At 73.2% G+C, this 13158-nt stretch carries 10 protein-coding genes; 5 read left to right on the top strand and 5 right to left on the bottom strand.

Going from position 1 to position 13158, the window contains the following annotated elements:
* Positions 1 to 66: 66 nt before the first annotated feature.
* From ACFYY7_RS32960 to ACFYY7_RS32950, 3 genes are all read right to left on the bottom strand, one after another.
* Complete coding sequence (locus ACFYY7_RS32960; RefSeq protein WP_388667501.1) at positions 67 to 1305, bottom strand: S8 family serine peptidase; 1239 nt, start codon at positions 1303 to 1305, stop codon at positions 67 to 69.
* Entirely contained in the window at positions 1302 to 4631 is a 3330-nt protein-coding gene (locus ACFYY7_RS32955; protein ID WP_388667500.1) for a right-handed parallel beta-helix repeat-containing protein, read from the bottom strand. Before ACFYY7_RS32955 ends, ACFYY7_RS32960 begins: the two co-directional genes overlap by 4 nt.
* A 268-nt stretch (positions 4632 to 4899) precedes the next feature.
* A complete protein-coding gene (locus tag ACFYY7_RS32950) occupies positions 4900 to 6171 on the bottom strand; it encodes a glycoside hydrolase family 18 protein (protein ID WP_388667499.1) in 1272 nt (423 codons plus the stop codon).
* A gap of 373 nt (positions 6172 to 6544) precedes the next feature.
* Between ACFYY7_RS32950 and ACFYY7_RS32945 the strand changes: the two genes are divergently transcribed.
* Positions 6545 to 7717 carry an acyl-CoA dehydrogenase family protein gene (locus ACFYY7_RS32945; RefSeq protein WP_388667498.1) on the top strand — a complete coding sequence of 391 codons (1173 nt, stop codon included), beginning with the start codon at positions 6545 to 6547 and terminating at the stop codon, positions 7715 to 7717.
* On the opposite strand, the gene ACFYY7_RS32940 is transcribed toward ACFYY7_RS32945, so the two are convergent.
* Both ACFYY7_RS32940 and ACFYY7_RS32935 read right to left on the bottom strand, forming a co-directional pair.
* Entirely contained in the window at positions 7680 to 7967 is a 288-nt protein-coding gene (locus ACFYY7_RS32940; protein WP_388667497.1) for a hypothetical protein, read from the bottom strand. The genes ACFYY7_RS32945 and ACFYY7_RS32940 overlap by 38 nt on opposite strands.
* Before the next feature lie 181 nt (positions 7968 to 8148).
* Complete coding sequence (locus tag ACFYY7_RS32935; RefSeq protein ID WP_388667496.1) at positions 8149 to 8568, bottom strand: hypothetical protein; 420 nt, start codon at positions 8566 to 8568, stop codon at positions 8149 to 8151.
* A gap of 204 nt (positions 8569 to 8772) precedes the next feature.
* Between ACFYY7_RS32935 and ACFYY7_RS32930 the strand changes: the two genes are divergently transcribed.
* From ACFYY7_RS32930 to fxsA, 4 genes are all read left to right on the top strand, one after another.
* Entirely contained in the window at positions 8773 to 9213 is a 441-nt protein-coding gene (locus tag ACFYY7_RS32930) for an Lrp/AsnC family transcriptional regulator (RefSeq protein WP_266735596.1), read from the top strand.
* An 82-nt stretch (positions 9214 to 9295) separates the two neighbouring features.
* A complete protein-coding gene (locus ACFYY7_RS32925) occupies positions 9296 to 10942 on the top strand; it encodes an amidohydrolase (RefSeq protein WP_388667495.1) in 1647 nt (548 codons plus the stop codon).
* A 551-nt stretch (positions 10943 to 11493) separates the two neighbouring features.
* Complete coding sequence (locus ACFYY7_RS32920) at positions 11494 to 12261, top strand: polyprenol monophosphomannose synthase (RefSeq protein WP_266735594.1); 768 nt, start codon at positions 11494 to 11496, stop codon at positions 12259 to 12261.
* A 100-nt stretch (positions 12262 to 12361) separates the two neighbouring features.
* On the top strand, positions 12362 to 12952 hold the full coding sequence (gene fxsA / locus ACFYY7_RS32915; RefSeq protein WP_388667494.1) for an FxsA family membrane protein: 591 nt from the start codon (positions 12362 to 12364) through the stop codon (positions 12950 to 12952).
* Positions 12953 to 13158: the final 206 nt, after the last annotated feature.

The following is a 13158-nucleotide window of genomic DNA, read 5'->3' as shown; positions in this document are numbered from 1 at the left end:
CAGCTCTCAAGGGCCCCTGGGGCGGCGGATGCCGCCCCAGGGGCCCTTCGGGTTCCGTACGGCCGCTCAGTCGCCCGGCGCGTCCGCCACCCGGCGGCGCTGTGCGGGGCGCCAGCCGCGCGAACGGCCCCGGGGTGCGACCAGCGCCGCCCAAGCGACCAGCAGCGCGAGCGAGCCGCCCGCCACCGCGATCCACACCGCCCTGCGGGTCGCGCCCTCGCTGCCGTTGCCCGGCGGCAGCACCACGGAGTCGTCCCGCGCCGCCCGGGGGCGTGCCGCCGGGTCCTGCACGGAGGTGACGGCCGCGTACGGGTCCAGGCGCGGCACATCCGCCGGATAGGCGGTACGGGTCAGCCGCTGTGCCGTCCCGGCGGCCGACAGATCCGGATGCGCCGACCGTACGAGCGCGGCGGTGCCCGCCGCGTAGGCGGCCGCGAACGATGCCCCCGACCCGATGAAGTGCCCAGTCCCGCGCGGCCCCACGCCCACCACCCCGTCGCCCGGGGCGGCGAGATCCGCGCCGCGGGTGGCCGGCGCGGTGTCCGGGCGGGTGCCCCGCGCGTCCATGTCGATGACGGAGAGGACCCCGGGCGCCGAGGCAGGCCAGTAGTCGCGCGGCGGTTCGGGCTCCCGGCCCGGCGACGAACCCGCCGGGTCGGGCGTCGCGGCGGCCACGATCAGCGCGTCGCGGGAGGCCGCGTACTTCACGGCCGAACGGAGCCCGGCCGAGTCGGCGGCCAGCGCGTGGGAGACCTGGATGACCTTCGCCCCGGCGTCGGCGGCCGCCCGGATTCCGGCGGCGACCGAGGCCGCGGTCGCCGTCCCGCGCTCGTCCGTGCCCCGCACCGCGATGATCCGGGACTCCTGGGCGACCCCCGCGACGCGCACGTTCTTCGCCGGCGCCGCCGCGATCAGCCCGGCCACGAATGTCCCGTGGCCCACGCAGTCCTCCCCGGCCGGGCCCACGGCCGAGACCCGGCCCGCGAGCGTAGGCGCCTGTACCGAGACCCCGGTGTCCACCACCGCGACCTTCACCCCCGCCCCCCGGCCGAACTCCCAGGTACGGGCGAGCTGGAGGTTCTGCTGCTCCCACGGCACCGCCGTGGCCCGCGCCCTCGACCCGCCGGTGCACGGATCACCGGCATCGAGACGCGCGGGCATCACCGGCAGCCTGACCTTCTCGCCGTCGGCCGCGGCGGCCGGAGAGGCCACCGGCAGCGCCAGCGCCGCGGCCAGCAGCGCCGCGGCCGCAACCCGTCCGGTGCGGCGGCCGGGGCCGCGCCGCGCACCGCTGCCCGGCGTCATTCGGGCACCGCCTGCGGGCGTACGACATCCTCCGGGAGCAGCAGCCGCAGATCGTCCAGACCGGGCGCCGCCATGGCGCTCACCCGTCCCGCCTGACGGGTCATCATGCCTTCCAGCACCTGCCGGGCGAGCCGCGCGTTGCCGAACGAACGGTCCCTGGGCAGTGCGTCGAAGTACTCCCGCATGACCGCACCCGCACCCGCACCGCACTCGTATCCGGACGCGGACGCGTGCTGGCGGACGATGGTGACCAGCTCGTCCGAGGAGTAGTCGGCGAACTCCACCCGCCGCGAGAACCGCGACGAGAGCCCGGGGTTGGAGGCCAGGAAGCGCTCCATCTCACCGGTGTAGCCGGCGACGATCACCACGACCTCGTCGCGGTGGTCCTCCATCAGCTTCAGCAGCGTGTCCACCGCCTCGCGCCCGAAGTCGCTGCTGCCCGCGGAACCTTCCGGCGTCAGTGTGTACGCCTCGTCGACGAACAGCACCCCGCCCCTGGCCCGGTCGAACACCTCCCGGGTGAGCTGGGCGGTGTGTCCCACGTACCGGCCGACCAGGTCCGCCCTGGCCACCTCGACGAGCTGGCCGCGCGGCAGCACACCGAGCGACTTCAGCAGCTCGCCGTAGAGCCGGGCGACCGTGGTCTTGCCGGTGCCGGGCGGCCCGGTGAAGACCAGATGGTGGCTGATCCGCGGTGCGGGCAGCCCGGCCGCCTCCCGCTTCTTCGCGGTGGCCAGCAGATTGACCAGGTCGGTGACGTCACGCTTGACGGCGGCCAGGCCCACCATGTCCCCGAGCCGGGCCAGCGGGTCGCTCTCCGTCCCGCCGTCGCCCGGCTGCCCGGACACCGCGGCGGCGGCCTCCTCGCCGACGTCCTCCGGCAGCAGCCGGGTGAGGTCCTGCTCGTCGGCGTCGGGTAGCGCGGCCAGCCGGTACGCCTGACGGTCCACCATCTCCTCGAACACCTGCCGGGCAGCACGGCCGTTGCCGAAGCCGGCGTCCCGGGGCATCCGCTCGAAGTGCGCGGCGAGCGCGCCGAACGTCGACTCGTCGAGCTCGTAGCGGTGATGGGCGCACATGCTCTCGATGATCGCGACGAGTTCGGGCACCGCGTAGTTCTCGAACTCGACCGTCCGGGAGAAGCGCGAGGCCAGCCCCGGGTTGGAGCCGAGGAAGTCACGCATCTCGTCCGCGTACCCGGCGGCGACCACGACGACGTCGTCGCGGTGGTCCTCCATCAGCTTCAGCAGTGTGTCGACGGCCTCGCGGCCGAAGTCGGCGCCCGAACCCCGACCGTCCGACAGCAGGCTGTACGCCTCGTCGATGAACAGCACCCCGCCCAGCGCCCGCTTGAACGTCTCGGTGGTCTTGATGGCCGTACCGCCGACGATCTGCGCCACCAGGTCCGCGCGCGACACCTCCACCAGATGGCCGGAGGGCAGCGCTCCCAGCTCGGCCAGGACAGCCCCGTAGAGCCGGGCGACCGTGGTCTTGCCGGTGCCGGGCGGCCCGGAGAAGACCAGGTGCCGGCTCATCGGCGGGGCCGGCAGACCGAGACGGGCGCGCCGCTGGGCGAGCTGGATCAGATTGACCAGTGTCCGCACCTGGTGCTTGACGTTCTCCAGGCCGATCAGCGCGTCCAGTTCGGCCAGCGGGCCGTCCTTGCGGGCAGCGCCGGAGCCGCCGCCCGAGGCGCCCGTACCGGCCGGATCGGTACCCTCGGCCTCGCCGAGCCCCCAGGCGTCACGTCTGCCGTTGTCCGTACTGGTCAGGTTCTCGACCGCCAGCCGCTCGCCCGGCAGCGCCTGCACCAGACCGCCGCCCTCGTTGTCCCGCGCGGTGCAGTTCACCACCGACACCGCGGCCGTGGTCTCCACCCGGAAGCCGTCCCGGCCCGAGCCGCGCACCTCGCAGGCGGTGAAGGCGCCCCGGCCGCCCTGGGCCAGCAGCACCCCGTGCCCGGCGGCGGCGGCGATCCGGAGCCGGGTCGCGGTCAGTTCGCCGCCGTCCTCGACCACCACACCCGTGTCCGTGGACTCCCGGACGTCCCAGTCCCGGACGGCGACGCTGCCGCCCGCCGCCACCGACAAGCCGTGCGCGGCACCGTGCACGCCGCCCCCGCCGACATAGACGTTGCCGTCGTCGGCGACCCGGATCCCGGCGCTGCCGGGCCGTTCGATCTCGCAGTCCTCCAGCCGGCCCCGGCCGTCCTTGACGACCTCCACACCGTGCCCCTTGGCCGCGCCGATCCTGGCCCGGCGCACCAGCGGATTGGCGCCGCTGCGTATGCGTATGCCCACGTCGCCCGCGTCGAGCACTTCGAGGCGGTCCAGCTCGGCGACCGACTCCTCCTCCAGCAGCACACCCGCCTGCACGCTGTCCCGCACGGTCAGCCCGGTCAGCACCGGGGAGGCCGAGCCCCGCACGTGCAGCGCGGCCTCCTGGGCCGAATCCAGCCAGCAGTCCTCGAAGGTGCCCCGGGCCCGGTCCGATACGAGCAGGCCGGGACCCTTCGTACGAGCGGTACGGCACCGGCGCAGCAGCGGATCGGTGCCGCCGGACAGGACGATGCCGGGCCCGCTGGTGCCGGTCACCCGGATGTCCTCCAGCACCGTCCGGGCCGAGGAGGAGAGGTGGATGCCGACCCCGGTGTCGTGGACCACGGTCCGCAGGATCCGGGTGGTGCTCTGCTCCTCCAGCGCGATGGACGGCTTGTCGGTGGAGGAGATGTCGCACTCCTCGACGGAGCCCTGTCCCTCGCCGTTGGCGAGCACCCCGTTGGCACGGGCGTCGCGGATGGTGCAGCCGCGCAGCGTGATCCGGCCGCGCTCGCCGATCACCACGCCCGAGGTGCCCAGGTGCTCGACCGTGCAGGACTCGGCGGAACTCTCCACCGCCGAGGTCACCACCAGCCCGGCGCCGCGCGGATTGCGCACCCGGCAGTCGCGCAGCGCCACCGAGCCGGACCCGCGGGCCAGCAGCGCGGTCCACGACGCACCGGTGATGTCGCAGCCGTCCATCGCGACCTGGCCGCGCGGCGCGTCCACCACCGGCAGCTCCTCGTCGCGGCCGCGCAGCACCAGATCGGTGAGCATCACGGCTTCGGCCTGGAGCACCACCGCGCTGCCGTGGGGCGGGCATATCTCGACGCTGCCGCGGGACTGCTCGGCGACGACGGTGACGGGGACGGTGATGACCAGACTCTCGGCGTAGGTGCCGGAACGGACGCTGATCACGGCGCCGTTGCGCGCCCTGGCCAGCGCCTCACCGATCGTTCGAAAGCCGTCGGGCCGCTCGGGACAGACCGTCAGAACCTGGCGTGACAAGCGGAATCCTCCTCCTCGGGGCCACACCGCGGTCCTGGGAACACATGGTCGGAGCGGGTGCGGCTCCATCATGCCGGAGTGATCCGCTTGCGCATCGGCCGGAGCGGGAACGCCGTGTGAACCACGTCCTGTTGGACCCCGCCGGATCACCCCAACACGGACGAAAACGGGGCGGAGTGCCGACCGGCCCACCGCCCCATCAGGGACGGGGCGGAGTGCCGACCGGCCCACCGCCCCGTCCCTGATGCCGTGACCAGGTGCTACCGCTCTAGTCGATCGCCTTGATCAGCTCGCCGTCGGAGGTGTCACCGCTGAGCTCCCAGAAGAAGGTGCCGCCGAGACCCTGCTGGTTCTTCCAGTTCATCTTGGTGGCGATGGTGGCCGGGGTGTCGTAGCTCCACCAGTTGGTGCCGCAGTGGGCGTACGCGGTGCCGGCGACGGTGCCGGTGGCCGGGCAGCTGTTCTTGAGGACCTTGTAGTCCTCGATGCCCGCCTCGTAGGTGCCGGGTGCGGCGCCGGTGGCGGCGCCGCCGGGCGCGTCCTGGGTGACGCCGGTCCAGCCGCGGCCGTAGAAGCCGATGCCGAGGAGCAGCTTGGACGCGGGGACGCCCTGGGCCTTCAGCTTGGCGATGGCGTCGGCGGAGTTGAAGCCGGCCTGCGGGATGCCGTTGTAGGAGGTGAGCGGGGAGTGCGGGGCGGTCGGGCCCTTGGCCGCCCAGGCGCCGAAGAAGTCGTACGTCATCACGTTGTACCAGTCCAGGGACTGGGCTGCGCCGGCGTAGTCGGCGGCGTCGATCTTGCCGCCCTCGGAGCCGTCGGCGGTGATGGCGGCCGTCACCAGGTTGCTGCTGCCGAACTTCGAGCGCAGCGCGGTGGTGAGGCCCTTCAGCGCGGCCGGGCCGCTGGTGTCACAGGTCAGGCCGCAGGCGTTGGGGTACTCCCAGTCGATGTCGATGCCGTCGAAGACATCGGCCCAGCGGGGGTCCTCCACCAGCTTGTAGCAGGAGTCGGCGAACGCGGCCGGGTTCTTCGCGGCCTCGCCGAAGCCACCGGACCAGGTCCAGCCGCCGAACGACCAGATGATCTTGAGGTCCGGGTGCAGCTTCTTCAGCTTGCGCAGCTGGTTGAAGTTGCCGCGCAGGTCCTGGTCCCAGGTGTCGGCGACGCCGTCGACGGACTGGTCGGCGGTGTACGCCTTCTCGTAGTCGGCGTAGGAGTCACCGATCGTGCACTTGCCTCCGGTGACGTTGCCGAAGGCGTAGTTGATGTGCGTGAGCTTGTCGGCCGAGCCGGACGTCTCGATGTTCCTGACGTGGTAATTGCGGCCGTAGACACCCCAGTTGGTGAAGTATCCGACCACCTTGTCGCCGGCCGCCGTGGGGGCCGCGTCGGCGGATGCGGGGGCCGCGGCCCGCGTGGTGGGGGGTGTACCGGCCGACGCGGTGCCCGCGACACCCAGCAGGGTGGCGCCGAGGGCGGCGGTACAGGCGGCTGCGGCGAGCGCCCGGAAACGGGCGCGGGGACGGTGCGTACCGAACATCTTGTCTCCTCGTGGGGGAGGGAACTCGCTTGTGGGGGTGGGCAGTCGGCCATCACATGCACTTGGCATGAACGCGCAAAGGCCGTTGTTGTGGGACCGTAGATGGACTAGACCAGTGAGGTCAATGGTTCGGACCATTTCCGGTGATCGTCGTGCCCGGCTCCGAGTCGCCCGGTGACCCCGTGACGGATATCGTCCGATCGGGCATACTCAAGCCGCCACAGCCGCTGGCCAGCAGCTCTCGTAATCCGAGGGGGCCGGCGTCGGCTGGGTAGCAGTGCTTCTCCGGGCCAGTCCCGGAATTTCCCGGCGGCGCCGCCCACACCCCTCGCGCGCGACCGCCGCAACGCCCGACAGGGAGGAGAGCGCCGTCATGTCCGACCGTGCCCAGCATTTGGTGGAACGCCGTCTGCCCACCGAGGAGTCCAGGCAGCTCGTCGCGCTCGTCCGCGACATCGCCCAGCGAGAGATCGCGCCCCGGGCGGCCGAGGAGGAGGAAGCGGGCCGGTTCCCGCGCGAGGTCTTCTCGCTGCTCTCCGAGTCCGGACTGCTGGGACTGCCCTACGACTCCGCCCACGGCGGCGGCGACCAGCCGTACGAGGTCTACCTCCAGGTCCTCGAAGAGCTCGCGGCCGCCCGGCTGACCGTCGGCCTCGGCGTCAGCGTCCACTCCCTGGCCTGTCACGCGGTCGCCGGATACGGCACCAAGGAGCAGCGGGCCGAACACCTCCCGGCGATGCTGGGAGGCGGCCTGCTGGGCGCCTACTGCCTCTCCGAGCCCGCCTCCGGCTCCGACGCCGCCTCGCTCCGCACGAAGGCCGTACGGGACGGCGACGACTGGGTCATCACCGGCACCAAGGCGTGGATCACCCACGGCGGCATCGCCGACTTCTACACGGTCCTGGCCCGCACCGGGGCCGAGGGCTCCCGCGGCATCACCGCTTTCCTGGTCCCCGGCGACGCCGAGGGGCTCAGCGCGGCCGCCCCCGAGAAGAAGATGGGCATGAAGGGCTCGCCCACCGCCCAGCTGAACTTCGACGGCGTACGGGTTTCCGACGCGCGCCGGATCGGCGAGGAGGGTCAGGGCTTCGCGATCGCCCTGTCCGCACTCGACTCCGGGCGTCTGGGCATCGCCGCCTGCGCCATCGGCGTAGCCCAGGCGGCCCTGAGCGAGGCCGTCGGCTACGCCACCGGGCGGCAGCAGTTCGGGCGCCCGATCGCGGACTTCCAGGGGCTGCGTTTCATGCTCGCCGACATGGCCACCCAGATCGAGGCGGGCCGGGCGCTCTACCTGGAGGCGGCCCGGCTCCGCGACGAGGACAAACCCTTCTCGCGCCAGGCGGCCATGGCCAAGCTGTTCTGCACGGACCTCGCCATGCGGGTCACCGTGGACGCCGTCCAGGTGCTCGGCGGGTACGGCTACACCCAGGACTTCCCCGTCGAGCGGCTGATGCGCGAGGCGAAGGTGCTGCAGATCGTCGAGGGCACCAATCAGATCCAGCGGATGGTCATCGCGCGCCACCTCGCGGGTCCTGAGACACGCTGACCCGCAGCGGCCGGTCCGACCACACGGGCGTCGCCATGATCCGGTTCCACTCCTGGTCGTGGCGGCCCGGCAGGGTGCGGTCCGCGCCCTCCCAGTGACGCAGCAGGGCCCGGTAGATGGGCGGATCGGTGGAGTGCGGCACCGGTCGCGGCACCGACCGGGGAGCCATGGGCTGCGGAACCGATTCTTCGGCGGTGGGAGCGGCGAGGCGGCGGCGGCCGGGACCGGCCGTTGAAGGCAGCAGGGTCATACCGGGCCAACGGTGCGGGGCGTTCCCCGGTCACTGTCCGGCCGATTCGAGAGCCCGTTCGTCCCGTCCCCGGGCGGCGGTCCGTACCGCGGGCACCACGTCGGCCGGGCCTTCGTGGTGCGGCGCAGATGTGCGGGGTGGGCCCGGAGGTGTCCGGGCCGGTCGCGCGCGGGGGCTGCCGTCAGGCGGCGTGACGCCGCATCTGCTGCACCCGCAGCGGGCGTGAGCCGGGGCCGCCGGCGTGCGAGAACGGCTGCATCCGCCAGTCGAGCCCCTGGGGGAGCGTCAACAGCAGGCCCGTCTCCTGCTCCTGGGCGTCGAACGACTCGTCGGCGGGCCGCGACTGAGCCGCCGGGCGGCCGGTACCGGCGCACACGGTCAGCACGAAGGGATTCCACGGCGTCGGGCACAGCGCGTGCTCCGGCAGCACGTCCTCGTCGGCCAGCAGCGCGATCGGCTGCGCGCAGTCCGGGCAGATCACCCGGTACATCTCGAAGGTGTCGTACGCGTCGGAAGCGGCGTCCTCGACGGAATCGTCGGAAGCGCCGTCCTCGACGGGTTCCGGACCAGTACGGCGTCCGGTGAGCTTCAGGCTCTGCATGGGAAATTCCCCCCTCAGGTGGGCCGACCAGGCGACACGGCCTCGACCACAGCAAGCACTTCCCGTCGCGCGTCTGCCGTAACCGCGAGGGGGTCGGCTACCGACCCGTAAACCTGTGGCATTCGTCACATGCCCGCCGCAGGTGCCCCTTCCTGGGCTCCTGCCGCTGTGCCTGGAGGGACCTGGGGCAATAGGTTGATCCGTATGGAGGAGCTGGACCGACAGATCGTGGAGTTGCTCGTCAAGGACGGGCGGATGAGCTACACCGACCTGGGCAAGGCCACGGGCCTGTCCACATCGGCCGTTCATCAGCGTGTCCGCAGGCTGGAGCAGCGTGGGGTGATCCGGGGCTACGCCGCGGTCGTCGACCCCGAGGCCGTCGGCCTGCCGCTCACCGCGTTCATCTCGGTGAAGCCCTTCGACCCGAGCGCGCCGGACGACATCTCCGAGCGGCTCGCGGACGTCCCGGAGCTGGAGGCCTGCCACAGCGTCGCGGGTGACGAGAACTACATCCTCAAGGTGCGCGTCGCGACACCGCTGGAACTGGAGCACCTGCTCACCCGGATCCGTTCGCTGGCCGGTGTCTCCACCCGCACCACGGTCGTCCTGTCCACGCCGTACGAGGCGCGGCCGCCGAGGATCTGAGAGGCGCCCGACCGGGGGTCGCCCGACGGCCTCCGAGGGGGTCGCGGGCGGCGCGGCCGAGGGCAGGCGCGAGACTGGTCCCATGACCGAGAGCACCGCCCCCCAGAGCGAACACCGCACCGTGCTGCTGCGCGGTGGAGACGTCCACAGCCCCGCCGACCCCTTCGCCACCGCCATGGTGGTCGAACGCGGCCACGTCGCCTGGGTGGGCTCGGAAGGGGCCGCCGACGCCTTCGCGAGCGGCGTCGACGAAGTGGTCGACCTCGACGGTGCGCTGGTGACCCCCGCGTTCACCGACGCCCACGTCCACACCACATCGACCGGCCTGGCCCTCACCGGCCTCGACCTGTCCGGTGCCCGGACCCTCGACGAGGCGCTCGGCCTGCTGCGCGCGTACGTGGCCGCACACCCCGAGGACCGGGTCGTCCTCGGCCACGGCTGGGACGCCACCCGCTGGCCGGAGCAGCGCCCTCCGTCGCGCGGGGAGCTCGACGCGGCGGCCGGCGGACGTCCGGTCTACCTGCCCCGGGTCGACGTGCACTCCGCGGTCGTCACCACCGCCCTGCTCGACCTGGTCCCCGGCGTCACCGGGCTGACCGGCTACCACCCCGACGCCCCGCTGACCGGCGCCGCCCACCACGCGGTCCGCTCCGCGGCCCACGGCGCCCTCTCGCCGAGGCAGCGCGCCGACGCCCAGCGCGCCGCGCTGCGGCACGCCGCGTCGCTCGGCATCGGCACCGTCCACGAGTGCGGCGGCCCCGAGATCTCCGACGAGGAGGACTTCGCCGGACTGCTGAAGCTCGCCGCCGCCGAGAGCGGGCCGCGGGTCTTCGGCTACTGGGCCGAGCGTGTCGCCGACGAGAAGGACGCCCGCCGGATCCGGGAACTCGGCGCCGTCGGGGCGGCCGGGGACCTCTTCGTGGACGGCTCGCTCGGCTCGCACACCGCCTGCCTGCACGAGCCCTACGCCGACGGCCCGGCCGGACGCACCGGCACCGCGCACCTGGACGCGGCGCAGATCGCCGCCCATGTCACCGCGTGCACCGAGGCGGGGCTCCAGGCCGGCTTCCACGCCATCGGGGACGCGGCGCTCTCCGCCGTGGTGGACGGGGTCAGGGCCGCCGCCGAGACGCTCGGGCTGCCCCGGATCCGGGGCGCCAGGCACCGTGTCGAGCACGCCGAGATGCTCACCCCCGAGACCGTGGCCGCGTTCGCGGAGCTCGGGCTGACCGCCTCCGTCCAGCCCGCCTTCGACGCCGCCTGGGGCGGCGAGGAGGGCATGTACGCCCAGCGGCTCGGTGCCGAGCGGGCCAGGACCCTCAACCCGTACGCGGCGCTCCTGCGGGCCGGTGTGCCCCTCGCCTTCGGCTCGGACAGCCCGGTGACCCCGCTCGACCCGTGGGGCACCGTACGGGCCGCCGCCTTCCATCGCACGCCCGAGCACCGGATCTCCGTCCGGGCGGGCTTCGCCGCCCACACCCGGGGCGGCTGGCGGGCCGTCGGCCGGGACGACGCGGGGACCCTGGTGCCCGGCGCCCCCGCCGACTACGCGGTCTGGCGCACCGCTGACCTGGTGGTCCAGGCCCCGGACGACCGGGTCGCCCGCTGGTCGACCGACCCCCGCTCGGGCACGCCCGGCCTGCCGGATCTCACCCCCGGCGTCGATCTGCCGGTCTGTCTTCGGACCGTGGTCTTCGGACGAACTGTCTACGAGCGGCCGAACGAGTGACGTCCGGCCATTTCGTATCGTCACCCGCGGTGGTCCCGGTTCCGCCGCGACCTGCGGATCTTCACTACTGACCAGGCAAGTTCCGTAAATATCGCAGGTCAGACGGCTATTGACAGAACGCGCCCACCGGCCGGTAGGTTCGGCCGAGTCCACCACAGGACGTCCGACCGGTTAAACCTCCACGCAGTCGTCGAACGCCGCTGGGTCATGGGGTGGTGTGCCGCACCGGCGCACCACCACTGACAGCCAGGTTCAGCGCCCGCGCCTCGGGGGCGAGGGAAGGTTTCAGCCGGACGGCGGTGCGACCCGGGTGGGGCCCGGACGTTCAGTAGACAACGGCTCTAGGTCGACCCGCAGCCGGCGGGTCCCAGGTCGGCCCGAAGGGCGCCGGGCCCCCATCCGTAGTTCCCGTCCGTGCTCGTACCCGGGTTTCTGTCCGCACTTCCGTCCTTCTGTCCCCGGCGGTGCCCGGCACCGTCCGACCGCGTCGGAGACCGGCCCCCGCCCGCTGGATATGGTGTGCACCTGCGTACGGACTTAAGGGGCAGTAAGTGAACGACGGCGGTCAGCGGCGGTACGGCCCGCTCGGCAGAATCCTGGTGATCATTCCGACCTACAACGAGGCCGAGAACATCAAGCCGATCGTCAGCCGGGTGCGCGCCGCTGTGCCGGACGCCGACATCCTGGTCGCCGACGACAACAGCCCCGACGGCACCGGCAAGGTCGCCGACGAGATCGCCGCCGAGGACAGCCAGGTCCAGGTGCTGCACCGCAAGGGCAAGGAAGGGCTGGGCGCGGCCTATCTCGCGGGCTTCCGCTGGGGCACCGAGCACGGCTACGGCGTGCTCGTGGAGATGGACGCCGACGGCTCCCACCAGCCCGAGGAACTGCCCAGGCTGCTGACCGCGCTCAAGGGCGCCGACCTGGTGCTCGGATCGCGCTGGGTGCCGGGCGGGCGCGTGGTCAACTGGCCCAAGTCCCGCGAAATGATCTCCCGCGGCGGCAGCACCTACTCCCGGCTCCTCCTCGGGCTGCGGACCAGGGACGTCACCGGCGGCTACCGGGCCTTCCGCGCCGAGACCCTGGACGGCATCGGCCTCGACCAGGTCGCCTCGCAGGGCTACTGCTTCCAGGTCGACCTGGCCCGCCGGGCCGTCGAGGCCGGCTACCACGTCGTAGAGGTGCCGATCACCTTCGTCGACCGGGAGATCGGCGACTCGAAGATGAGCCGCGACATCCTGGTCGAGGCCCTCTGGCGGGTCACCTCCTGGGGCGTCACCTCCCGTACGAACCGGGTCCTGGGCCGCAAGGCGATCTGATCCGCCGAGCCCCGCCGCGGACCGGCGGCGGGCGTCACTCCCGGCGCCCGTGATCACCCCCTTGCGCCGCTCGGACGTCCGTACGGGCACACTGGGGACCATGACGACCGGCACACCGCCCCCGACCGCCCCCAAGCGCTCCCGCGCCCGTACCCTCGTCCCCCTCGCCATCGCCGCCTGGGCGGTGCTGGAGATCTGGCTGCTCACCGTCGTGGCAAACGCGGCGGGCGGGTTCACCGTGCTGCTGCTCCTGGTGGCGGGCATCGTGCTCGGCGCCGCCGTGATGAAGCGGGCCGGCCGCCGGGCCTTCAGCAACCTCACCCAGACGCTCCAGCAGATGCCGGGGCAGCCCGGCGCCGCGGCCGCCCCGCCGGCCGAGGGCTCGGGCGGCAAGGGCAACGGCTTCCTGATGCTCGGCGGCCTGCTGCTGATGATCCCGGGCATCATCTCGGACGTGGCGGGGCTCCTGCTGCTGGTACCGCCGGTCCGTTCCTGGCTCGGCCGGTACGCAGAACGGTCGCTGGAGCGCCGGATGCGTGCCGCGACCCCCGGCAGCCTTTCCGACGCCTTCCAGCAGGCCCGCATCCACCGGCCGGACGGAAAGATCGTCCAGGGTGAGGTCATCCGCGAGGACGGCGCACAGCCGGGCGCACGCCACGACGAGGGCCCCCGCCCGCCGCTGACTCCCTGAGCCGGGCGTCCGGCGGCCGAGGCAGGACACGGCCGCCGGACGGACCGGGCCGCCCGGCGGACCGGGTACGACAGAGCCGCGGGGGGGGGGGGGGCCCGGGGGGGGGGGGGGCCGCCGCGGGGGGGGGGGGGGGCGGGGGGGGGGGGGGGCGCGGCGGCGGGGGCGGGGGGGGGGGGCGGGGGTGTTTTATTTGGGGGGGCGGGGAC

The organism is Streptomyces sp. NPDC001933 (assembly GCF_042890955.1).
In the GTDB taxonomy this organism is placed as follows: Bacteria; Actinomycetota; Actinomycetes; order Streptomycetales; family Streptomycetaceae; genus Streptomyces.
This window is presented reverse-complemented; position numbering and strand designations above follow the sequence as displayed.